The organism is Corynebacterium sp. LK28 (genome assembly GCF_014335105.1).
GTDB lineage: Bacteria > Actinomycetota > Actinomycetes > Mycobacteriales > Mycobacteriaceae > Corynebacterium > Corynebacterium macclintockiae.
This window is the reverse complement of record NZ_PDGZ01000009.1, coordinates 103,193-127,411: the sequence shown is the minus strand read 5'-3', so window position 1 is coordinate 127,411 and position 24,219 is coordinate 103,193. Positions and strand designations below refer to the sequence as shown.

The 24,219-nt window shown below is 64.2% G+C and carries 17 protein-coding genes; 11 read left to right on the top strand and 6 right to left on the bottom strand.

The genetic code is table 11. The features are described 5' to 3' along the window. Window positions 1-284: 284 nt before the first annotated feature. Window positions 285-3,278, bottom strand: coding sequence for a leucine--tRNA ligase (locus CRD15_RS03965; RefSeq protein ID WP_187401963.1), 2,994 nt, complete (start codon window positions 3,276-3,278; stop codon window positions 285-287). Window positions 3,279-3,362: 84 nt separating this feature from the next. Between CRD15_RS03965 and CRD15_RS03960 the strand changes: the two genes are divergently transcribed. The 5 genes from CRD15_RS03960 to CRD15_RS03940 all read left to right on the top strand — a co-directional run bounded on the left by CRD15_RS03960 (window position 3,363) and on the right by CRD15_RS03940 (window position 9,070). Further along, window positions 3,363-4,016, top strand: coding sequence for an SdpI family protein (locus tag CRD15_RS03960; RefSeq protein ID WP_187401962.1), 654 nt, complete (start codon window positions 3,363-3,365; stop codon window positions 4,014-4,016). Window positions 4,017-4,365: 349 nt separating this feature from the next. Beyond that, a complete protein-coding gene (locus CRD15_RS03955; RefSeq protein ID WP_034993790.1) occupies window positions 4,366-5,295 on the top strand; it encodes a ribokinase in 930 nt (309 codons plus the stop codon). A gap of 4 nt (window positions 5,296-5,299) precedes the next feature. Then, window positions 5,300-6,382, top strand: a complete 1,083-nt coding sequence (locus CRD15_RS03950) for a nucleoside hydrolase (RefSeq protein ID WP_034993788.1) — start codon at window positions 5,300-5,302, stop codon at window positions 6,380-6,382. Between the two features lie 88 nt (window positions 6,383-6,470). Beyond that, complete coding sequence (locus CRD15_RS03945) at window positions 6,471-7,943, top strand: MFS transporter (protein WP_034993786.1); 1,473 nt, start codon at window positions 6,471-6,473, stop codon at window positions 7,941-7,943. A gap of 113 nt (window positions 7,944-8,056) precedes the next feature. Next, window positions 8,057-9,070: a bile acid:sodium symporter family protein gene (locus tag CRD15_RS03940; protein WP_034993784.1), complete on the top strand. Its 1,014-nt coding sequence runs from the start codon at window positions 8,057-8,059 to the stop codon at window positions 9,068-9,070. 15 nt (window positions 9,071-9,085) lie between these two features. Here CRD15_RS03940 and CRD15_RS03935 read toward each other — a convergent pair whose 3' ends face one another. From CRD15_RS03935 to CRD15_RS03915, 5 genes are read right to left on the bottom strand one after another with little or no spacing between them, the layout of a single operon-like run. Then, on the bottom strand, window positions 9,086-9,646 hold the full coding sequence (locus CRD15_RS03935; RefSeq protein WP_034966620.1) for an NUDIX domain-containing protein: 561 nt from the start codon (window positions 9,644-9,646) through the stop codon (window positions 9,086-9,088). 48 nt (window positions 9,647-9,694) lie between these two features. Then, a complete protein-coding gene (locus CRD15_RS03930) occupies window positions 9,695-10,096 on the bottom strand; it encodes a branched-chain amino acid transporter permease (protein WP_187401961.1) in 402 nt (133 codons plus the stop codon). Further along, window positions 10,097-10,834, bottom strand: a complete 738-nt coding sequence (locus CRD15_RS03925; protein WP_187401960.1) for an AzlC family ABC transporter permease — start codon at window positions 10,832-10,834, stop codon at window positions 10,097-10,099. It abuts the gene before it with no gap. Next, entirely contained in the window at window positions 10,835-11,689 is an 855-nt protein-coding gene (locus tag CRD15_RS03920) for a hypothetical protein (RefSeq protein ID WP_043011774.1), read from the bottom strand. Beyond that, window positions 11,686-13,389, bottom strand: coding sequence for a CCA tRNA nucleotidyltransferase (locus CRD15_RS03915; RefSeq protein WP_187401959.1), 1,704 nt, complete (start codon window positions 13,387-13,389; stop codon window positions 11,686-11,688). The genes CRD15_RS03920 and CRD15_RS03915 overlap by 4 nt, the downstream gene beginning before the upstream one ends. 740 nt (window positions 13,390-14,129) lie before the next feature. On the opposite strand from CRD15_RS03915, the gene CRD15_RS03910 reads away from it, so the two are divergent. The 6 genes from CRD15_RS03910 (at window position 14,130) to trxA (ending at window position 24,201) form a co-directional block, all read left to right on the top strand. Then, window positions 14,130-15,053 (top strand): NUDIX hydrolase, encoded by a 924-nt coding sequence (locus CRD15_RS03910; protein ID WP_187401958.1) that lies wholly within the window; start codon window positions 14,130-14,132, stop codon window positions 15,051-15,053. A gap of 136 nt (window positions 15,054-15,189) precedes the next feature. Further along, entirely contained in the window at window positions 15,190-17,955 is a 2,766-nt protein-coding gene (locus CRD15_RS03905; protein ID WP_187401957.1) for a hypothetical protein, read from the top strand. Between the two features lie 50 nt (window positions 17,956-18,005). Beyond that, entirely contained in the window at window positions 18,006-21,902 is a 3,897-nt protein-coding gene (locus CRD15_RS03900; RefSeq protein WP_370546798.1) for a murein biosynthesis integral membrane protein MurJ, read from the top strand. A 203-nt stretch (window positions 21,903-22,105) separates the two neighbouring features. Beyond that, the gene (locus tag CRD15_RS03895; RefSeq protein WP_034966769.1) at window positions 22,106-22,696 is read left to right on the top strand and encodes an RNA polymerase sigma factor; all 591 of its coding nucleotides are present in this window, start codon (window positions 22,106-22,108) and stop codon (window positions 22,694-22,696) included. Between the two features lie 38 nt (window positions 22,697-22,734). Further along, window positions 22,735-23,748 carry a thioredoxin-disulfide reductase gene (trxB, locus tag CRD15_RS03890; RefSeq protein WP_034975052.1) on the top strand — a complete coding sequence of 338 codons (1,014 nt, stop codon included), beginning with the start codon at window positions 22,735-22,737 and terminating at the stop codon, window positions 23,746-23,748. 129 nt (window positions 23,749-23,877) lie between these two features. After that, window positions 23,878-24,201, top strand: coding sequence for a thioredoxin (gene trxA, locus CRD15_RS03885; RefSeq protein ID WP_034981362.1), 324 nt, complete (start codon window positions 23,878-23,880; stop codon window positions 24,199-24,201). Window positions 24,202-24,219 lie beyond the last annotated feature (18 nt).

Here is a 24,219-nt window from a genome sequence, read left to right as displayed (position 1 = left end):
AAGTAGCGCGTTTGAAGCACGAAATCGCAGCTCTCTGACCTGCGAAAATAGAATAGTTATATTCTAAGAGCTGGAATTTGGGACAATCGCCCCGCAATTAGGTCATCGGAGCGCCGAAAATCGCCGAATTCGCGCCCGTCAGGAGCGTCACTGTGACGTTTCGAGGGCACACATTCGCACCGCTGTTCGATTCGGCGCCTTAGAATCCCTCAACACCGCGGGTAGAAAAAAGGGTCACCCCCGGGCACGCAGTAGCCGGGAAGCGAGGGACACACCCCAGGCCGCTACTTTGCGACGATGTTCACCATCTTGCCTGGCACGACGATGATCTTGGCCACCGTCTTGCCCTCGATGTGCGCAGCGACGTTTGGCTCCTCCAGCGCAGCAGCCTCGATCTCCTCCCGCGAAGCATCCGCCGCCACGTTAATGCGCCCGCGCAACTTGCCCATGACCTGCACGGGAAGCTCGATGGAGTCGTCGACCAGCCACTTCTCGTCCCACTCTGGGAACGGCTCGTAGGTGATGCCCTCGGAGTGCCCCAGGATCTCCCACATCTCCTCGGCAATGTGCGGCGCCACCGGCGCGAGCATCTGCACCAGCGGTTCAACGGCAGCCCGCGGAGCCGCCCCAGCGGAGTACGTCTTCGTCAGGTAGTTCACGTATTCGATCATCTTCGCCACGGCTGTGTTGTCGCGCAGCTCCGCATAGTTCTCGTGAACCCCCGCGATGGTCCTGTGCAGGGCCTTTAGGTCGTCATCCGTGAGGGCGTCATCACTCACAGAACCCTTACCCGTGCCCTCATCAACGGCGAGGCGCCACGCACGCTGCAGGAATCGCTGCGCGCCCACAACGTCCTTCGTCGCCCACGGCCGCGACGTGTCGAGTGGCCCCATCGCCATCTCGTACACGCGCAGGGTGTCCGCACCGTAGTCGTCGCAGATCTCGTCGGGCGAGACCGCGTTCTTGAGGGACTTACCCATCTTGCCGTATTCCTGAAATACTTCTTCTTCCTTTGTGACGCCCTCAGCATCATCCGCCTCACGAACCCAGAAGAACTTACCGTCGCGTTCGGTGACCTCCTCCGCGGGGACGTACACGCCGCGGGAGTCCGTGTACGCGTAGGCCTGGATGTAGCCCTGGTTGTAGAGGCGGTAGTAGGGCTCGAAGCTGGAGACTACGCCCAGGTCGAACAGCACCTTGTGCCAGAAGCGGGCGTACAGCAGGTGAAGCACGGCGTGCTCCACGCCGCCGACATACAGGTCCACGCCGCCGGAGGGGCGGCCTTCGCGCGGGCCGACCCAGTAGCGTTCGTTTTCGATATCTACCAGGGCGTTGTCGTTGTTCGGGTCGATATAGCGCAGCTGGTACCAGGAGGAACCCGCCCACTGCGGCATGACGTTCGTGTCGCGGTAGTAGGTCTTTTCCCCGTCGCCGAGGTCCAGGGTGACCTCGACCCACTCCTTGGCCTTGGCCAGCGGGGGCTGGGGTGCGGAGTTCTTGTCGTCGGGGTCGAAGCTGACGGGCTTGTAGTCCTCCACTTCGGGCAGCTCAACGGGGAGCATCTCCTCCGGCAGGCCGTGTGCCATACCGTTCTCGTCGTAGACGATGGGGAAGGGCTCGCCCCAGTAGCGCTGGCGGGCGAACAGCCAGTCGCGCAACTTGTACTGGATCTTGCCAGCGCCCTTGTCATGGGATTCCAGCCATTCGATGGCCTTGTCGATGGCCTCTGCCTTGCCCAGACCGTTGAGCTCCAGGCCGTCGGAGTTGTTGGAGTTGATGTGCGGGCCGTCCTCGGTGAACGCCTCGGTGAGCTCGGCGCCCGCCGCAACCCCGGCGCCGCCCTGCTCGGCAGCACCAGCGGCGCCAGCTGCGCCTTCCGCCGCGCCCTCAGCTGCCAGCACCGGCACGATCGGCAGCCCGAACTCGGTGGCGAACTCGAAGTCGCGGGTATCGTGCGCCGGCACAGCCATAATCGCGCCGGTGCCGTAGCCCGTCAGCACATAGTCCGCGATGAAGACCGGCACCTGCGCCCCGTTCACCGGGTTGGTGGCATAAACGCCCAGGAAAACGCCCGTCTTCTCCTTGTTCTCCTGGCGCTCCAGGTCGGACTTGGCGGCGATTGCCGCGCGGTATGCCTCCACTGCCGCAGCCGGGTTTGCCTGGCCGTAGGTCCACCGTGGGTCGACATCCGTGTAGGCGTCCTTACCCGCAGAAGAACCACCGGCCTGCGCAACGAGCGTATCGACCAGCTCGTGCTCCGGGGCCAGCACCATGTAGGTCGCGCCGAACAGCGTGTCGGGGCGCGTGGTGAACACGTCAATGTCGTGACCCAGGCAGTCGAACGTGACCTCCGCGCCGCGCGAACGGCCGATCCAGTTGCGCTGCATGGACTTCACCTTTTCCGGCCAGTCCAGGAACTCCAGGTCGTCGATCAGGCGGTCGGAGTACGCGGTGATGCGCATCATCCACTGCTGCAGGTTCTTGCGGAAGACGGGGAAGTTGCCGCGCTCGGAGCGGCCCTCTGCCGTGACTTCCTCGTTCGCCAGTACCGTGCCCAGGCCCGGGCACCAGTTCACCGTGGAGTTCGAGCGGTAGACCAGGCGGTAGCTATCCAGCACCTCCTGCTTCTCGGCGGCGCTGAGATCCGCCCAGTCCGCGCGCTCGGCAGCGAGCTTTTCCTCCAGCTCTGCGATCGGGCGCGCCTTGCCCAGGGTGCCGTTGGCGTTCTTGGCCTCCGGGTCAAACCAGGAGTTGTAAATCTGCAGGAAGATCCACTGCGTCCAGCGGTAATAGTCCGTGTCCGTGGTGGCGAAGCTGCGGCGCTTGTCGTGGCCCAGGCCCAGGCGGCCCAACTGGCGCTCCATGTTCGCGATGTTGGCCATGGTCGTGGTGCGCGGGTGGGTGCCAGTCTGCACGGCGTACTGCTCGGCGGGCAGGCCAAACGCATCATAACCCAGCGTGTGCAGCACATTTGCGCCCTTCATGCGGTGGAAGCGCGCGAAGACGTCCGTGCCGATGTAGCCCAGCGGGTGGCCGACGTGCAGACCCACGCCGGACGGGTAGGGGAACATGTCCTGGATGAACTTGCGGTCTTCCGGCAGCTCCGCGCCCGGCTCCGCGAGGTCGCCCGTCGGGTTCGGGGCGTTAAACGTGCCGTTGTCCGCCCAGTGCTGCTGCCACTTGGCCTCGATCTTGGCCGCGAGTTCAGGGGTGTAGCGGTAGGAGGTTGCGCCCGCGGACGTGCCCGCGGAGGTGTCTTCAGTGCTGCCGTTCGTCATGGTTTAACAGTCTAGTAGGTGCCACGGACAGGGCAGGCTATTGCGTTTGGCTTGTTGACCACCTGCGGTAATAGACTGTTTCGCATGATCGTGTTGACCGTTGTGTTGGTAATTGTGGGGCTGGTGTTCTTTGTTGCGGGTCTGCTGGGGGCTGTGGGGAAGCTGCCGGGTAATCCGGTCGTTGGCCTGCGCGTTCCGGAAGTCCGCAAGTCCCAGGAGCTCTGGAACACCGCACACCGGATCGTCGGCCCGGCCTGGATGGGCGCCGGTGCGGCATTGCTCGGAGCGGCTCTGATCACCCTGAAGGTGAGCGGTTGGATGTGGCTGGTCTTTGCGTTGTTACTGGTCGGGGCTGTTTTCTTGATCGGTCTGGGCTCGGCTTTGGGCGCTCACACCGTCGCGCGCCTGGATTCCCGCGCCGCCCAACTCGAGGCCGCCGATTCTTCTTGCTGCTCTAGTGGTGACGCCACCTCGGCCTCCTGCTGCTCCGATTCCAGCGAGGCCACCGGCGCTTCCGACTCCGCTGGCGCTTGCTGTTCCGACGCCGGCGCTGGCGCCAACACTGGCACGGTGAGCGCGGAGGCGTGCGCAAGCGGCCAGGCCTGCGGCAGCTGCTCGCTGAATGGCTCCTGCGAGGGCGGTGGCGTGGACTGGGAGGCCGCCCGCCGGGCCGCTTCCGCCCAGGACTCCGCCCAGGACTCGGCGCAGAACCCCGCCCAAGACCCGGCACAGGCCTAGCCCCCGATCCTTAGGCCTTCAATCTTTGGCCCTTCGATCCTTGGACCCCGATTCCTTAAGCCCCCGACCCACGTCGGGGGCTTACTTTTGCCCACATTGAGGCGGCTAAAAGGGCAATGTCCCAAATCGTCGAGTTATTGAAAGTAGAGCGTTTGAAGCACAAAAGCGCAACTCCCTGACCTGCGGAAATAAAATAGTTATATTCTAAGAGCTGGAATTTGGGACATCGCCCCCTCGATTGGGACTTCGGCACTCCGGAATCCGCCTGATTCTTCCCTTTCCCTACCGTCACTGTGACGATCCAACGCATTCCCCCCTCCTGCCCGGCAACGCAGTACCCTGGGGAACCATGAGAGACTCCAACGCCACCGTCGTCGTATCAGGCACCACCAACGTCGACACCTTTGTCACCGTCCAGAATTTCCCGCAACCAGGGGAAACGACAATCGCAAAACCCGGCATAGAGGCCCTCGGTGGCAAGGGCGCTAATCAGGCGGCGGCGTGCGCACACATGGGCGTCAATACCGTCCTTCTGTCTGCGGTAGGCAACGACCCGCAGGGCGAGCTCGCGCTGAAGCAGCTGCGCGAACACGGCGTGAATACCGACTACATCGTGATTAGTCGGCAGCCGACGGGGCGCGCGTTCATCATGAACGACCCCAGCGGCGAGAACATCATCATCGTCACCTCGGGCGCAAACGAGCTGGTCAGCCCCGCCCAGCAGCGCGAAACCGTTGACGAACTGCGCCGTCAAGGGCCGGTTCCGATCGTTCTGGCACAAGGCGAACTGACCCCCGAGCACAGCGCGCAGCTGCCGAAGCTGGTGGCGAATTCGGACTCGCGGCTGGTGCTGAACCTCGCGCCGGTGACCACGCGCGACCCCGACCTGATGGCCGCCGCCGACCCGCTGGTGCTGAATGAGGGCGAGGCCGCCGCGGTGCTCGGCGAAGCCCCCGGCACGCCCGTTGAAGAGCTCACCGATCGCTTGCGCACCATTGCGCGCTCTGTGGTGATTACTTTGGGGCAGCGTGGCGCGCTGATCTTGGAAAAGGGCGCCGAACCGGTCCACATTCCAGCCGTTCACGTTGACCGCGTGGTCGACACCACCGGGGCAGGCGACGCATTCTGCGGCACCCTCGCGGCCGCGCTGGCGCAAGGGGAGACCCTGGTGGATGCCTGCACGCTAGGCGCAGCCGCAGGAGCCCTGGCCACTCAGAAGCGAGGGGCGGCGGTTAGCTACGCCAGCGAAAACGAAGTCCGCCGACTGGGAGAGGAATAGAGACATGACTGCCAACAGCCCACAGAAAATCATTCTGGACTGCGACCCGGGGCACGATGACGCGATCGCGATGCTCCTGGCCTGGGGAAACCCTGACCTGGATCTGCTGGCGGTCACGACGGTTGCGGGTAATCAAACGCTAGAGAAGGTCACCAAAAACGCCCTGGCGCTGGCGCGGGTCGGCAACATCACTGGCATTCCTTTCGCCGCCGGGGCGGATCGCCCGCTGGTCGCGCCGCAGATCATCCCGGAGGAAATCCACGGAGACAGCGGCCTGGACGGCCCCCAGCTGCCCGCCGCCGGCGCCACCCAGGATCCGCGCCACGCGGTGAACCTCATCGCGGACATCATCCGCGACAACGAACCTGGTGCCGTAACCATCGTCCCGACGGGCGCGCTGACCAATATCGCCCTGTTCGCCCGCATGTACCCGGAGCTTGTGGAACGCGTGGGTGGCGTCACTTTGATGGGCGGAGCGCACCACGCGGGCAACATGACCGCGAGCGCCGAGTTCAACATCCTGGCTGACCCGGAGGCCGCAAAGATCGTGTTCGGCGCGGGCTGGCCCGTCACGATGGTCGGGCTGGACGTCACGCACAAGGTGCTGGCCACGCCCGAGCGGATGGCGCAGCTGGCGGAAGTTGGCACCGACGTGGCTGCGTTCATCGCGGAACTAGTGGAGTTCTTCGGCGCGGCCTACATGAAGGAACGGCACTACCCCGGCCCGCCGATGCACGACCCGCTGGCCGTAGCGGCGGTGGCTGATCCGCAGGTCGTGCGCACGATTCTGGCGCCGATCGACGTGGAGACTCAGGGCGAGCTCACGCGCGGGGCGACCGTCGTTGACCTGCGGCGCACCTGGGGCAGCCAGGCAGGAGGGCAGGACCCGACTGCTCTGGGCACGGCGGATGATTCTGATTTCGACGCCCACACCTCAGCGGCCACAGCAGGCGCAGCCGAAACGGGCACAGGCGCGGTCGCCGCGGCCGATTCCTTGCGCACCCGCGTGGCGGTAGATGTGGATGCGGATCGCTTCTGGAACTTGCTGGTAGACGCACTGCAGCGCATCGACAACACCGGCTTCTAGTCAGGCGCGCCTTCATGGCTTAGAGTTCTAGCTGCAACTACTGAAAAATCCCAATTGACTTTCAATTGGCGCTGAATCGGAGCCGCTTATGAACTCCAGCAATCCTTCCTCTACGCCAAAGCCCGGCCCGACCGCTGCCGCTTCGCCGGATCCGGTCGATTCCCGCCCGGGCGGCATCGGCCTGCTGATGACGGTGCTCATCACCGCAGCAGTCGCCTTCCAGCTCAACGCCTCCATGCTCTCCCCGGTGCTGGCCACCATGGCCCGCGAGCTGAACACCGACGAGGCCGCCACAGGCCTCACCCAGACCGCATTCTTCACCGGCGGCGCGATGTGCGGCCTGTTCCTGCCCCGCCTGTCGGATATTGTCGGTCGCCGCAAGATCCTAGTTATCATGCTGGGCGTGATGTCCCTCGGCGGCCTTATCGCCGCGCTGGCGCCCAACATTGGCGTGCTGATGGTCGCCCGCGCCATGCAGGGTATCGCGGGTCCGACGATCCCCATGACTTTGATTATCCTGCGTAGCCAGGTGAAGGAAGAGGTCCGCCTGGGCACCCTCATGGGCCTGCTGGCCGCCATCAACGGTGGTGTGGCAGGCATCGACGTGATCCTCGCCGGCTGGCTGGCAGAGAACCACGGCTTCCGCTCCGTGTTCTGGCTGATCGCCATCATCGGCATCATCGCCACCGTGGTGGTCGCGTTCGGCGCGCCGGAATCCAAGCCCTCAGACAACGTGAAGATGGACTGGGTTGGCGCTGCTCTGCTGGTGGTATCGGTGCTGTGCATCACGCTGGGCGTCAACGAGGCCGGCAAGGCCGGGGCAGCGAACTGGCTGTACGTCATCGCCATGTTCATCATCGGCCCGGCGGTCTTCGTGGCCTTCTGGAAGTACGAGAGCCGCCATGACCAGCCGCTGGTCGCCCCGAAGTACCTGGCCCGCCGCCACACGTGGGCGCTGCTGGCCACTACGGTGCTGACCATGACTGGCGTGTTCGCGGCAGTCAACGGCGTGGCTATCTCCTTGGCACAGAACCCGGACGCAGGCTTCGGCCTGGAGGCAGACAAGGCCTCCCTGTGGCTGCTGACCCCCTACGCGCTGATCGGCTGGGCCGTCGGCCCCTTCGCAGGCCGCTGGGCACCTAGGATCGGCTACGGCCGTTTGGTCATCATCGCCAACCTCGCCAGCGCAGTGCTCATGCTGGGGCTCGCCTTCGTTGGTGTGAAGTCCCTGGCCGTACTGATCATCGCCGTCATCCTGCTGGGCATCACCTACGCGGGCATCGGCAACATCGTCATCAACAACCTGGGCGTGGTGAACTCCCCGAAGGACAACGAGGGCTTCCTGCCGGGCATGAACTCCGCGGGCTTCAACCTCGGCGCAGGCGTGTCCTTCGCTATCCTGCCGGTATTCCAGGTCGCTGGTTCGCCCCAGGGTTCGGATTCAGTCGCGGGTTATGTCACCGCATTCATCGCCGCCGCGGTCATCCTGGGCATCGCTGCCGCCGTGGCCTCGCTGATCCCCAAGCAGACCGTCGCGGAGCTCGACCGCGCCATCGTCTAGCCGCCACCCAGGCGCACCCAGGCGCCACGCTCAGGCGCGCCACCCCACCCCGCCTGCGACTTTTTGAACGGTTGCGGTTTGCGGGGACGGGGGCGTCAATAAAATAGAGACACATGGCAGAAAAACAGTCGCTGTGGCAGCGCGTGATCAACTACCGCCCGGACTTCCTCATCGTCCTGATCGTCATCGCGGTCGTGGCAGCGGTGGTCGTGCCCGTGCGCGGCGAGGCGGCGGATGTCGCTGGCATCATCACGAAGGTCGCCATCGCGTTCCTGTTTTTCCTCTACGGCGCGCGCCTGTCGCCGCAAGAGGCGCTCAAAGGCCTGATGCACTGGCGGCTGCACCTGCTGATCATGGCGTTTACCTTCGTGGTGTTCCCGCTGATCGGCGTGGCGATGATGCCGCTGAAGGCGGTCGTCGGAAATGAGCTCTACCTGGGCATTCTCTTCTGCACCCTCGTGCCGTCGACGGTGCAATCGTCGGTCGCGTTCACCAGCATCGCACGCGGCCACGTCGCCGCCTCGATTGTCGCGGCTAGCGTCTCTAGCCTGCTGGGAGTGCTTTTCACGCCGCTGTTGGTGCTGTTGCTGATGTCTTCTTCGGAAGGCTTTCATATTGACGCCACCACCTTCCTCGACATCGGTATCCAACTGCTGTTGCCGTTCGCCATCGGCCAGCTTCTGCGCAGGTGGGTATATAAATTTGCGGCCACACCTGCGACCAAGAAGGTGGACCAGATTTCGATCGGGTTGGTGGTGTACGTCAGTTTCTCGGAAGGCATCGTCTCTGGCGTGTGGAGTTCCGTCAGCTGGCTGACGATTCTGGGCCTGGTGCTGGGCTCCATCGCGGTGGTGTACTTGATGCTCTCGGTAACGAGTGTGACCTCGCGGAAGCTGGGCTTCGCCTACGCAGATCAGGTGGCGATCCAGTTCGCGGGCACGAAGAAGTCCCTGGCCTCGGGTCTGCCGATGGCGGCGGTGATGTTCGGCGGGGCGAGCCTCGGCATGATGATTCTGCCGCTGATGATCTTCCACCAGGTGCAACTGGTGATCTGCTCCATGCGCGCCAGCTCCTACGCCGCGCGCTTCCCGGAGGGCGGGACGACCGTGGGCGCGCGCACCTGGTAGGCACGCGCTAGCTGGCTACTCCGGCTGCTGCAGGCGCTTGACGTAACCCATGCGCGGGCGGAAACCCGCCGGGTGTTTCAGCTGCGCCACCGCGTCGGCAATCACCAGGCGGAAGCGCGGCTGCATCGGCGGCATCTGGGAAATCGAATACCAACCCACCTGCGTAGACTCGTCGTCGCCGATCACCGGCTCATCGTTGAACTCGCCGGTCTCCGGATCCGGGATCACGGTGCAGCGGACGGTCGTATCGACGTAGCTGGTGACGTCCCCGTTCGGGTACTCGACCGGGCCGACCTGCCCCACTCCCAGCAGCGCATCCACTTGCACGTGCAGGCCGGTTTCCTCCCGTACCTCGCGGATCGCCGCCAGGTGCGGCTCCTCCCGCGGGTCGACAATGCCCGTGACGGGGGTCCACTGCCCGTCGTCGGCGCGCTTGACCAGCAGCACCTCTGGAACAGCCCAGATGGGCGCATCCTCCGGTACGTCCCGGATGACGATAGCTGTCACGCCGGGAAGCCACAGCTCGTCGTGGCCAATCTTCTTGCGCAGTTCAACGATGAAATCTGGGGTCGGCATGGGCGCCATTCTACGGTGCTGAGGCTGCGGGTGGCGGGGGAGGGGGCGTCAAAGAATAAGGTTCACCAGCACCAGATACAGCACCGTGCCCAACAAGATCGACAACGTGGCCGAGCGGCGCCAAAGGTGCAGCGCGACGGTGAAGGCGAGCGCGATGCCGACCGCAGTGAAACCACCCGGCGCGTCGGCCTGACCGGAGACGGTGTAGACAACCAGAAGGGTCATCACTCCGACGGGCATGGCCAGGCCGAGCCACGCGACCAGGTCGGATTCGCGGACGAAACGCAGAGCAGCAAAAGGCAAGCCACGCAGGGCGAGGGTGACCAGGAAAACCGCGCCGAGGATCGCCAGGGTGGGGCCAAGCTGCACGCCCTCGGGGAGGCCGGCGGCGGCGTGCAGGTGAACGGCGGGCGCAGCAGGCGCAGAGAACCCGGTGGCAGGCGCAGCCATCTACTCCACCTCCCGGGAGGCAGCGTTATCCGCGCCAACCTTCAGGCGCAGCGCGCGATCCAGCGGCGGGCACAGGAAGCGGACGATGAGGCTGAGGAAGTAGAGGCTCATGCCGATCATCAGCATGTTGTCCGGAGAGACCAGCAGGCCGACCGCACCGCACAGCGCAGCCGCAATCGGCAGGGAAAGGTCCTTGAAGCTCACGAACGCCTCGATCGCCAGCACCGCGAACAGGGCGATCAGTGCGAACTCCATGCCCTGGATCTCGAAGGGCAGGGCACTGCCACACCACGCACCGATCAGGCCACCGCCGACCCAGCCGGCCTGCTGCAGAATCTGCACCGCCATCACGCGGGCTGTCGACCACTTCGCGTCGCGCCGGGCGGCGAGGATCGCATACGTCTCATCCGTCAGCGCATAGATGCCATAAGCCCTGGCCAGCCAGCCGCGGACCTGGGCGATGGGGTAGTTCAGGGCGTAGAAGGCGTGGCGGAAGTTCACCAGGAATCCGTACAGCGCGGCACTCAGTGGCCCCACGCCACCGGTGACCAAGGAGACCGCCAGGAACTCCATCGACCCTGCGTAGATGACAAAAGAGAAGATCGGCGCCCACCACCACGTGAAGCCGACCTGGCTGATCAGCAGGCCAAAGGCCAGACCCAGCGGCACCATGCCCAGGGCCACGGGCCAGGCGTCGGCGATTCCGGCGCGCCAGGCGCGGTTGCTGTGCTGGCTCACCTAGTTGCGCTCCGGGTGGCTCGCCCAGGTCACGAACAGGTTGTCGGGGAAGGGGCGCTTCTTCATTAATTGACGCCACGTCTCCGCCGGCCGGTCTGTGAACACATCCTCGGCGGTTGCGGCCTGCACACCGACTAGCCCGGTCTCCACCCAGGTGCGGAGGTCCTCTACCTCCAGGCGGACGTAACTGTGGAAAAGTCGCAGGCCCCGCAGCATGGAAGGATCCACGTGACCGACAACCTCCGCGACCTGCTCATCCACGCTGGGTGCGCTTTCGGCAGTGCTGATCAGCAGAAATTGGCCACGCTTGCCGAAGCGTGTGGGGGCGGGGGTTGAGGTGGCGTCCAGCTCCAAACGATCAGAGTCTAGAAGGCCGACGGCGAGCACGACGGGTTCCTGGTTGCCGCCGATGAAGAAAACCTTCGGCTTGGTGAGCCGATCCGCGAGGGCGGGCATGTGGTTGGCGGCGGCCTCGCTGCTCATGAGGCCGAGCTGGACCGCGATGATCGTGGCGCCGTCCGCGCTGGATTCAGCGCTGTCCCTGCCTGGTTCCGTGCCGTCCGTGCCGTCCGTGCCGTCGACGCCAGCGCCGTCCTGCACCTCCAGCACCAGTAGCGCATCCGCGCCGGGCAACCCCGGCTCGGCCAGCACGCCCGGCGCGTTGCCGAAGACAGACATGAATTTCTGCAGGTCATCGACGGTAACATCGGCGGAATCGACAAAGCCGGCCGGGTCGACGACCGCGGCTGGGGATTGGAATATCACGTCGCCGGGCTGCACGTCGAACGGCAGCTGCTGGTCCCGGCTCTGGTCTTGGCTCTGGTCCCAGCCGTCGCTTAGCTGATCCGCGGTCACTTCTGCGTTCCACCTTCCTGCTCGGCCCACCATTGCTTCAGCGCGGTGATGGCGTCGTCGCGCTCCATCGGCCCGCGATCCAGCCGCAGTTCCTTCAGATAGGCCCACGCCTTGCCCACATCGGGGCCGGGCTTCAGATCCAGGATCTGCATGATCTCATTGCCGTCCAGGTCGGGGCGGACGGCGGCGAGGTCCTCCTGCTCCTGCAGCTGTTCAATACGCTTTTCCAAGTTATCGTAAGTACGCTGCAGCCTCTGGGCTTTTCGCTGGTTGCGGGTGGTGCAGTCCGCGCGGACCAGTAGGTGCAGCAGTGGCAGCAGCTCGCCCGCGTCGTTGACGTAGCGGCGCACCGCGGAGTCGGTCCAGGTGGATTCGTTGTTGTCCTTCTCGCCGGCGCCGCGCGGAGCATCCTGCCTCGGGCCTCTGCCCTGAGTGTCCGCGTAGCCGTGGAAGCGCATGTGCAAGAACACCAGCTGGCCAATGTCTTGGACGTGCTGCTTGGAGTACTTGAGCTTCCGCAGGCGGCGGCGGGTAATGCGCGCGCCGACGACCTCGTGCTGGTGGAAGGTCACCGCGCCGGATTCGGTAAAAGCCCTGGTGTCGGGCTTTCCGATGTCGTGCAGCAGCGCGGCCATGCGCAGTTCCAGCGAGGGCTCCAGGCCGCGTTCGGCCTCCAGGTTCACGGCGTTGCGCAGCACCATCAGCGAGTGCCAGTACACGTCCTTGTGCTGTCGGTGCTCGTCCTGCGTGAGTTTCAGCGCCGGCAGCTCCGGCAGCACGTGGTCGGCCAGCCCGGTCTCGACCATCAGGTCCAGCCCCACCCACGGCGCCGCGCCGAGCATCAGCTTGTTCAGCTCAACGGCCACGCGCTCGACGGTGATGCGGCTGATCTGCTCGCTCATCGCCGCCATTGCTTCCTTGACTCTTTTTGTGACGCCGAACTCCAGCTGCGAAACGAACCGGCAAGCGCGGAGCATGCGCAGCGGATCGTCGTTGAAGCTGATCTGCGGGCTGTCCGGGGTATCGAGCACTCCGGCCTGCAGGTCTTCGAGGCCGTTAAGGGGGTCGCGGAGCTGGTGGTTTCCGTCAGGGGACAGTTCCAGCGCGATGGCGTTGGCGCGGAAGTCGCGGCGGATGAGGTCCCCGTCGAGGCTGTCGCCGAAGGAGACCTCGGGGTTGCGGGACTGGCCGTCATATTGGTCGGCGCGGAAGGTGGTGATCTCCAGGATCTGACCCTTGACCAGGGCAGATACGGTACCGTATTCAATGCCCGTGTCCCACACTGTTTCTGCCAGGGGCGTGACGATGTCGACGATGGCCTGCGGCCGGGCGTCGGTAGTGAAGTCCAGGTCGTGGGAGAGGCGCCCGAGCAGGGCGTCGCGCACAGACCCGCCGACGAGGTAGAGGCTGTGCCCAGCGTCGTGGAAGGCCTGCGTGAGCGGCAGAAGGTCGCGGTCGAGCGCGCGCAGGGAGGTGAAGGCCTCCTGCAGCATGCCGTCGATGGTGCGCGGCTGTTCCGGGGCTTGGGCCTGCTGTGCTTGGGTGGCAGGCGCGGCCTGCTTAGCCTGCACGGCTTGCGCCTTGAGCTTCTGTGCGGCCTGCGCCTCGGGCTGCGCGGCCTGCGCCTTGAGCTTCTGTGCCTTGGGCTTCTGTGCCTTGGCGGATTCCTGGTTTGCGGGGGAGTGGGCGGCGTTTGTCACGCTGCCAGATTCTACTAGCCCGGGGTTTCGAGCCAACCAGCCCCATCTGTCCCGCTCCTACTCACCCAGATTCTCACCCGCCCCACTTGCCCCGCTCCTACTCACCCAGATTCTCACCCGCCCCACCATTAACATCCATCTCTTGAGTATTGGATGAGCAGTGCAACAAGAACGATAGATGTCGGAAAAGTTGCAGTTTGTAATTCTGAGCCTCCCAACGACTGCGCCAAAAACTCTCTGACCTGCACGTTTACATACTTGCAAATTGTGTTCATTAACGTTTTGCAGTTTTTCCGACATTTAGCCCTGCCGAGTCCCCCCAAGCCTGCTCGACCCCTCCCTCAACCCCACCCTAGAACCTGCCCCAGACCCTGCCCAAACCCCTCTCCCCGCCCGAAATGTCGTTAGATCGGGAATGTGGCCCCGCAACAACTCCCGATCCAACCGCAAATGTCGCTAGATCGGGAATCTGCAGAGCGAATCCTAAAGGACCGCAATTCCACAACGCTCTGACCAGGCATTTTGCAAAATCGACATTAATTGTCAACAACCAATTCCCGTTCTAACGACATTTGGGACAGCTGGGAGGGGTGCAGAGGGGAAGAGGTTGCTATATCGAGGCTCTCTTCCGCACTCACAGCTCCATCGGCACCTAACGTCCCGGCCGAAACGTCGGCCGCACACTGGTTAGTTACAAATTCAGTTCCACATTGTGCAAGGAACCGGCTATCGTTATCAGAATGAATGGAAACGACAGCACCGGAAACGGCACGCCCCGCCGCCGGCGCCGCCGTCCCAGAAGAAGGCACCGCTCTGGCCACAATCAGCAGCAAAAAAATAGCCAGAACAACAGCCAAAATGGTAGCCAGAGCAGCGATAACCAGGGTAATAGTCAGGGCAAAAGCCAGTCCCGCCGCGGCAAGGGCGGAAATGAAAGCAGCAACGGAAACCACAACAACAAAAACCACAACAGTGGAAACCGTGGCAAGGGAGCCAAGGGAGCCAACGGCGGCAAGAGCTCCGACTCTGGCAACCGCCAAAACCCCCGCAACCAAAACTCCCGAAACCAAAACCCTCGCAACCAGCGCAGCCGCAACCAGCGGAATCGGAACCGCAACCGCCAGAACCCGCGCCGCAACTCCTTCGACGAGCACTCGAACCTCCCGACCTCCGTGGAGACTTCCGCGGGCGGCCTTGTGCTATCTGGCCTGGCGGAGGCCGTGCAACCCAACGGCGACGTGGACTTTTCCTCGATTTACGTGGCGCTGATCGGCCGCCTGGACCGCCGCGGCAGGCTGCTGTGGTCCATGCCGAAGGGTCACATCGAACCGGATGAATCCCAGCATGCCACCGCCGAGCGTGAGGTGTGGGAGGAAACGGGCGTGGCCGGCGAAGTCATCGCAGACCTCGGCACCATTGACTATTGGTTTGTCTCGGAGGGCATCCGCATCCACAAAACCGTCCACCACCACCTGCTTCGCTATGTCGATGGCGATCTGAACGACGAAGATCCAGAGGTCACCGAGGTCCGCTGGCTGCCCGTCAACCGCTTAATCGAGCATCTTGCCTACGCCGACGAGCGCCGCCTTGCCCGCCAGGCGTTCGACAGTCTCGCGGATCTGGCTCGCGCGGAGGCCGATGCAGGCCGAGCCACGCCACGCTAGGGATCGCTAACCGATCGTCAGGTCGGGCTGCTAAAACTAGTAGGGCTGTCAAGCTGCCAGCACGGCCAGCAGTTCTAGTACTGCTAGAACTAGTAGAACTTAGGTAAGCATGTAGTTGTGCATAAAGGTGAGCGCCATGTCTAGATTCCCCCGCGCCTTCGCGGCGTTTGGTGTGTCTACTGCGCTCTGCGCTCTTTCTGCCCTTCCAGTCGCTCCGGTTGTTGCTGCTCCTCTTTCGGACGCCAACTCAACCCCCGCCGCCCAAGCGGAGAAGTCGCGGCCAATCACAACGCCTGACCCCTCCGGACCCGATGCGCACGAGGATTCCACCTGGGCGAACCCTCTGGCCCGCTCGACGGATCCGAAGCAGGATGTCCGCCTGGAGATCACCGACATCGCGCCCGCCGAAGCGCCCGCCGAAGCCCACGGCGCACAGGTTCAAGACCCCGCAGCGTCCCAGACCTATACCCTCCGCATCCGCAACGATCGCCCGCGCGCGCTGAGCAACCTCTCTCTCACTCTGTACTATCGCACCGCCGCAACGTCGGCCGAGGTGCGTGTCGCGCAGATCGCTAACCAGGGGGAGTACGCCCTCCGCAGCGAGCCTTTGCAGCTCGACGGCATCCTCGGCCCAGGCGAATCGCGCGAGGTGCAGGTCACGCTCCCGCTCGGTGCGGACTCTCATGACGCCCCTTCGGCTCAATCCCTAACCATTCCCGCCAATGCCTTTAAAGAACCCGGCGCTTATCCCCTGTTGTTTAGCCTGAGCGGCCAGGATACGAACCCGGAGGATGCGGGGCAGTCCGGCGTGCAGTACCTGGCGGTAACGCGAACTACGTTGACCGTGGGGGCGTCCGAAAGAAAAGAAGAACAACCCAGCACCCCAGTAACGGTGCTTTATCCGCTGGCTGGGCAGACCTATATGGCTCCTGGGCAGACGGGCGATGCGCCCAAGCGGCGACCCGCCTTCCTGACGAAGGACCAGCTGGCGAAAGAAGTTGCCGACGGCGGCAGGCTGCGCGGACTGCTGGACGCGTACCGCGAGGCCAAATCGAAGAAGCTGAAGCAGGCAACGTGCATTGCGATCGACCCAGAGCTGCTGGATACCGTCAATAGGCTGGCCGAGGGCTACTTCGTGGGGGACAAGGCCCCCGACCCGGTCGAGGAACCCAAACGGCTGCGCGACTCGTGGGACGAGATCCTCGGTGGCAAGGAACCCGACGCGCAGCACAAGCCGGGCAACGCGGACGCCAAGCGATGGGTCGATGACCTGCGGGAAGTCGTGCAGAACAACTGCTCGGTGGCGCTGCCGTACGCGGGTGCGGATATCAACGCGCTGGCGCAAGTCGACTCTGATTGGCTGCGGGTGCGCGCGCTGGGGATGGGACCCAGCGTGATCCAACGGATCCTCGGCGTGGTGCCGATGCAGAACGTCGTGGTGCCCGATTCCGGCTATGTTTCCCCGGAGGCGCAGAAGGTTCTGGCGGCGGGGATCACCAAATCTCCGGACAAGGTGCAGCCGGTGGAAGCCGACGCATCGCAGCGCTTCGAGCAGACTGTGCAGGGCGAACCGGCGATTCCGCAGGCTGGACATGTGACGGCTCTGGTGGCGGACAACACCGTGACCGTAGAACGCCCGGCCGCTTCCCCGACCGACGCGCAGCACGGCGCGACCCCCAACCCCAGCCCCAGCCCGAGCGATGAAGAGTGGAACCAGCGCCTGGTGAACCTGCCGACCTCACCCGGCGCACAGGGCACCACCGCGACAGCACTGCAGTATTCCGCGGACCTCGGCACCGTGCTCAAGGCTACCGGTGAGGACCCGGAAGTGTCCGCATATTCCAACCCTGAGCTGCGCTTTAACCTCGAAGAGGATAGTTCGGCAGCGCGTATGGCCACCGCGCAGGCAGTGCTGAACCTAGAGCTCGATTCCGGCCGACCCACCCTGGCCGTCCCGCCCGCGGCGTGGTCTGTCAACAAGTCCCAGGCCGCCAGCTTCCTGCAGACCATCAGCCAGCGCCTGGATGACAGCTCTGCCCGGCCCGCCCCACTGTCCGAGGCTGTGCAGCCCCGCGGGATCGACCTCCCCGACGCGGCTGCCGGCACCACCCAGTTGCCATATTCAGACCCTGGGGCGTATTCCACCCCGTACCTCGGCGCACTGACCGACACTGCGCGTGACCTGCGGCAACTCACCTTGTTCATGCACAACGATGCCACCATCGCGCTGACCCGCGAGGGCTTCACTAGCCCTTTGTTCGCCGACCTCCTGCGTGGCGTATCGTCCTATCGCAAGCGCGACCACGGCCATTCCAGCATCCTTCGTGAGGAACTCCGCAACAGGGTCTCCCGGGTGGAGCAGGTCACCACGCAACTGCGCCGCTCTATCAGTCTGTTGCCGCCCGGCAATGTCTTCACGCGCACCTCCGATTCTTCGCCGTTGTTGGTCGTCGCCCGCAACGGTCTCCCCCTGCCGGTGACTGCGGTTGTTGGTTATTCTTCTGACGCCGACACCGACGTCACCGTCCACACGGACTCCGCGGACTCGTCGACGATCCCGGCGAAGGGCTCCATCACCTGGTCTTTGACTACAGACATCGCGGATACGTCTAAGCAGGTCAACCTGTCTTTGTGGTTGGCCACCGCCAACCACGATGGTGCGGGGGATCTGCAGGACGGAACTCGCATCTCCGACCCCGTGGAGCTGCGCGTGCAGTCCGTACCGGGACTGTCGGCGCGAGGGTTGGCGATCATCGCGGCGGTCCTGCTGGGCATCGGCGCGGCGGGCAAGATGTTGTGGGATCGCCGCGGTGGGCGTAGCTCGCAGAGCGCCAAGGCTAAGCCCCTGAAGGCCGAGCCCCTGAAGGCCGTTCCACGGCCAGTGGACGAGGATCAAAACTAGACACGCCCGGTTCTCCGTTAGGCAATGCACGCCTGGTGAACAAAGATGGAGTGGTGACTTCTGAGCAAGAGAGGGAAGACCTACCGGCTAGCCCTTCGGTCGGGCAGCGCGGACGTTTCCGCGCCACCCAACCGCCCGCGCTAGCGCCGAAGAAAGACCGCGCCACGGCTGGAATGCCGACGGACGGGGACGGGGCGTCCCAAAGCTCTCCGGAGGTACCCCCGACCTCCCGCGACGGTGTGCACGGCGCTGCAGCGCCCGGCACGGCCAACGCGACAGCAGCCAGCACAGCGGTGGCCAACAGTGCGAGCGCCGACACGAGCGGCGCCGGCAACTCCAACAACAACAGCGCCAACGAGAGCAACGACGGCAAGCAGAGCGACGAGCAGATCGTGCGCGCCGGCGGCTCCATGGCGATTGCCACCCTGATCAGCCGCATCACGGGCTTCCTGCGCACGGTGTTCATCGCCTCCGCGCTGGGTGGCGCGGTGGCCAGTGCGTTCAACACTGCCAATACACTGCCGAACCTGGTGACGGAGCTGGTGCTCGGCGCCGTGCTGACCTCCCTGGTGGTGCCCGTGCTGGTGCGCGCCGAGAAGGAAGACGCGGACCGGGGCGAGGCCTTCATACGAAGACTTTTGACGCTCACGTTCTCGCTGACCGTCGTCATCACCCTGGTCTCCGTGGCGTGTGCCCCGCTGCTGGTGCGCATGAGCCTGGATTCCGAGGGTCACGTGAACATCGGCATGTCCACGGCCTTCGCCTACCTGGTGCTGCCGCAGATCATGTTCTACGCGATGTTTGCGGTGTTCATGGCGATCCTCAACACCAAGGGAGTGTTCAAGCCCGGCGCGTGGGCGCCCGTGGCCAACAACGTGGTCACGCTCGGAGTGTTGGGGCTGTACATGTTCCTGCCACGGGATACGAAGCTGCAGCCCACCGACAACGTGACGATCACCGACCCGCACGTGCTGCTGCTTGGCCTGGGCACCACCGCGGGCGTGGTGATGCAGGCGTTGATCATGGTTCCCTACCTGCGCAAGGCCGGCATTAACCTGCGCCCGCTGTGGGGTATCGACGAGCGCCTGAAATCCTTCGGCGGCATGGCCATCGCCATCGTCGTGTACGTGGCTATCTCCCAGGTCGGTTGGCTGCTGAACAACCGCATCGCCTCCGACACGTGGGAGGTCGCGCCGACTATCTACATGCAGGCCTGGCAGTTGCTGCAGATGCCTTATGGCGTGATCGGCGTGACGTTGCTGACGGCCGTCATGCCCCGCCTGTCCCGCAACGCCGCGGAGGGCGACGACAAGGCTGTGGTGCGCGACCTGACCGTCGCCTCGAAGCTGACGATGCTGGCGATGGTGCCGATCATCGTGTTCTTCACCTGCTTCGGCACCCTGATTTCCGCTGCACTGTTTGCCTACAAGGAGTTCTCCCTGGAGGACGCGAACGTGCTGGGCTGGACCATCAGCTTCTCCGCGTTCACCCTGATTCCCTATGCACTGGTTCTGCTGCACCTGCGCGTGTTCTACGCCCGCGAGGAAGTCTGGACCCCCACCTTCATCATTGCCGGCATTACCGCCACGAAGCTGACCTTCGCCTACATCGCCCCGCTGATCGCCACCGAGCCGCGCCTGGTTGTGGTGCTGCTGGGTGCGGCGAATGGTCTGGGTTTTATGGCTGGCGCGATTATCGGCGACCGGCTGCTGCGGCGTTCCCTGGGTGACCTGCAGTTCCGCAAGGTGACGATGACGGTGCTGTGGGCGCTGGGTTCTTCGCTGATCGGCGCGCTGATCGCGTGGCGAGTGGATGTGCTGCTGGTGAAGTTCGCTTTCCAGACCCCTGCCAACCCGTGGTTCGTCGTTCGCCTGTTGATCTCCGGTGTACTGTTCCTGGCTGTCACGGGGCTGATTCTGGTGCGCGCACCGTTGCCGGAGATCCAGACCTTGGTGGGCGCCCTGTCGCGCATTCCGGGTCTGTCGCGGGTTCTTCCTTCTCGACGCCCACTTCCCAGCGACGAACTTCCCAGCGAAGACGACCAGCCCCGTCGCCTGTCCGCCCAGGAGCTGGCTGCCCGCGAGGCAATTGCTCTGGACCACATGATGGCTGGTGTGGCGCTGCCGCCTTTGGCGGCGGGCGGGGTGCGCGGTCCGCGCTTGGTGCCGGGAGCTCCGCTGCTGGAAGGCCGCTATCGCCTGTTGGCCGACCACGGCGGTTGGTCCGCTGCCCGCTTCTGGCAGGGCCGCGAGCTGGCCACGGGCGACATTGTGGGTCTGACCATTATGGATCCGGTGGCCTACGCCCGCTCGCAGGTCGATCCGGGAGTTTCGGTACCCGTGAATGGTGCGTTGGTGGCGCGTGCGAAGGACGAGATGCTGCGCCGCTCGGCGAAGCTGAAGCAATTTGATATCGCCGGTATGGCGCAGGTCAACCGCGTGATTGATTACGGCAACCTGGTCATCATCGTCTCCCGCTGGGTGCAAGGTTCGCCGCTGACGAAGGTCGCGGAGGGGCAGCCGGAGCCGTTGGCTGCGGCGTTTGCCGTGGCTTCCCTGGCAGACGCTGCCGCGACGGCGGAGGATAACGGCACCGCGCTGGGTCTGGATCACCGCGACCGTGTGCGCATCGGCACTGATGGCGCGGCCGTGCTGGCGTTCCCGGGCGTGCTGCCCAGCGATAGTACGGCCAAGGACGCGCGCGGCGTGGCCGTCGCGCTGCGACTGCTGCTGGAACACGTCCCCTACGAGGAGGTCCCGGAGGACCTCACCCGGATCTACAAGAAGATTCACGAGCTGGATGGCGAGAAGGTCGAGCCGGAGGGCCTGCGACTGGCAGCCCAGCGCCTGCGCGAGCTGAAGTCCGGCAAGCTGTCGATCCAGGAGGACGATACTCCGGATCCGAGCGCACGCTCCGGCTTTGGTGCCCAGGGCAACCGTCCGATCGGCATGGCGGCTGCGGCAGCAATCGCTTTCATCTCTGTCGTGATCGTGGCGGCACTTGTGGCGGCTGTGATCAGTGTGGTCGGCGGCGACCGGAAGGATTCTCCTCTGTCCCCGGATTCGCTGCGTCAGGGTGCCCAGGCGGTGCGCGGGGTGGATCCGGCGAACGTGCCGATGGTCAAGCCTGCCGAGTGGCTGCCCGCGGACGTGGACTGGCCGCTGGATAGGCCGGATCTTGCACGGCTAATTACCGATGGGGATCCGCAGACCTTCTGGCAATCCAACCCGACAGAGGTTCAGCTGGGTGGCGAGCCCGGCACCACGAAGCCCGGCATTGGCCTTTTGATGACGCTGCCTCAAGGCACCGCCCTGTCGCAGGTTCAGCTCCGCGGTCTGACCCGTGGAACCACCCTGGAACTGCGCTTGGCGAAGGCCGATAACAACGGCCGACTGACCTCACTGGACCAGACTCAGCTGCTGAAGGAGGTCAAGGCAGATTCCGAGGACATGACCGTGGATCTTGCGGGCACCGGAAACTCTGGCTGGGGTGCTCCGGCGGCGCCCCGTGGTGGGGAAGCGGGCTCTGCTAACCCGGAGGCCAACGGGGAGGATGCAGAAAGCGCCAGGGAAAAGGGCATTTACGATACCGACAAGGTCAGCGCTGCCAAGGGCGATCGACTTCTGATCTGGATCACCGGTTTGCCGGTGCCCAAGTCCGCCACGCTGGCTGAGGTCTCCGCAACCGGCAACTGGGCCTCCCGGGTGGATAGTGGTGAAGGAAGCACGGATGCCACCGACACCGACGCCCCAGACACGAATGCCCCAGACACGAATGCCACCGGCTCAAACACCACCACGAAACCGGAAAATTCCAGCAACGCTCCGTCCCCGCAGCGCAACCAGCCGGGCCAACCTGGCCAGCGCATTCAGCCGGGCCAGCCCGCGCAACCCGCACAGCCTGCACAACCCGGCCAGCCGGGCCAGCAGCTGCAGCCCATCCGCTAGCTCCCGGAGCTCATAGCGCATCACGGCGCCTGCCTCAACTGTGAAGTTCACATTGAGGCAGGCGCCGTTGCCAGTTATCCACAGCCTCAGACTTTCGAACCCCCAAGTCACCCCGCAGTGAATAGAGTGTTGGACACGGGGGCGCAACCGCCCCGGCTGAAAGATTTTGGGGGAAGAGGATGCAGGGGGCGTCAAGAACAAAAATGGGTAAGACACCAGCAACAATGCAGTCGGACCACGAGCTACTCCAGGGCCACAACGAGGGGCAACCCGGCGCGTTTCGGGAGCTGATCGATAGGCACCAGCGGACTCTGTGGTGGGCCCTGCGGCGCGTGAATGTGCCGGAGGCGCACCAGATGGATGTCTACCAAGAAGGTTTGCTGCGGGTGCATCGCTTCGCCGCGCGCTTCAACGGCGATCGCTCAGCCAGCGTGGGCACGTGGATGGCGGTGATTATGCGCAACGCCGCGATCTCTTACATGCAGCGCTATAGCCGCGAAGCGCAGCCGGGGCGCGAGGATTTCAGCGAACGCACTCGCACCCTGCCGGCCGTGGGGATGCGCGAGGAGGCAACGGTCGCGCGGCTCGATGTGCACCGTAGCCTGCGGCAACTTACGCCCGAGATGCGGGACGTGATGGTGCTGACCGAGATCCGAGGGATGAGCGAGGCCGCGGTCGCCGAACAGTTGGGCATTCCAGTGGGCACCGTGAAGTCACGGAAGAACCGAGCCAGGCGAATCATGTGCCAGCATCTCGGCGGGGCAGAGGAATACGGCGTGGCCGTAGCCGGTTAGACTGGGGTGAACTACATCCTCGACCTCAAAGGACAGACATGAACCAACCATTCCTGCAGGCCAGTGGCATTCTCAATAGCAATTCGGAGAATTCTCCCGGTGCGGAGGGCAACCAGGGCAATAGCGAAGCTGGCAAGGTTCACGATGTCATCATCATCGGCTCTGGCCCGGCCGGCTACACCGCTGCCGTCTACGCGGCACGCGCCGAGCTAAACCCGCTGGTCTTTGAGGGTATCGAATATGGCGGACTGCTGATGCAGACCACCGAGGTAGAGAACTTCCCCGGTTTCCAAAAGGGCATCATGGGCCCGGACCTGATGGAGGAGATGCGGGCCCAGGCAGAGCGCTTTGGCGCTGACCTGCGCCAGGAGGAAGTGGAAAAGGTCGACCTCTCCGGCGAGATCAAGAAGGTGTGGGTTTACGGTGAGGAATACCAGGCCCGGGCAGTGATCCTGGCCACCGGTGCTGCCCCCCGTTATCTGCACGTCCCCGGCGAGCAGGAGATGCTGGGCCGCGGCGTATCCGCCTGTGCGACGTGTGATGGGTTCTTCTTCAAGGAGAAGCAGATCGCCGTCGTCGGTGGTGGCGATTCCGCGATGGAGGAGGCCGACTTCCTAACGAAGTTCGGCGAGACCGTCACCATCATTCACCGTCGCGACGAATTCCGCGCCTCCAAGATCATGGAGGAGCGCGCCCGTAACAACCCGAAGATCAAGTTCCTGACCAACGCAAAGGTCGTCGAGGTCAAGGGCGACAAGTCCGTGGAGACCCTGGTGGTCGAAGACACGCAGACCGGCGAGCGCAAAGATGTCCCGATGGATGCAATGTTCGTAGCCATCGGCCATGACCCGCGCACTGCCATCTTTGAGGGGCAGGTTGAACTACAGGACAATGGGTATGTGAAGGTCGACGAGCCCTCCACCCGCACCAGCCTGCCCGGCGTATTTGCCGCGGGCGACCTGGTTGACTCTCACTACCAGCAGGCCATCACCGCCGCCGGCTCTGGCTGCCGCGCTGCGCTGGACGCCGAGGCTTACCTCGCCGCCCTGTAGCTGGTCGCGCTGCGCCCATTTGATCACCTTTAGGTAACTTTCGCCGTTCGGTCATAAGATATCTACCTGTTGCAGGGTAACCTCCAACCTAAGGAAAATAGCGCTCTAACCAGGAGGTTTATCTCCATCATGTCCGAGATCCTAAACGTTACCGAGGCAACCTTTAAGTCCGATGTCGTGGAATCCGCGCAGCCGGTTCTTGTCGACTTTTGGGCCGACTGGTGCCGCCCTTGCCTAGCTATGACGCCCATTCTCGACGAACTGGCAGCGGAATTCGATGGCAAGGCGACAATCGCCAAAGTGAACATCGATGACGAGCGCGTGCTGGGCGCCATGTTCCAAGTGATGTCTATCCCCGCCCTTATGGTTTTCAAGGACGGTAAGAAGGTCGCGGAGTTTAGCGGTGCACATAGTAAGGACACGCTGAAGGCGGCCATCGAGCAGCAGCTGTAGAACACGCTTGACCAGCAT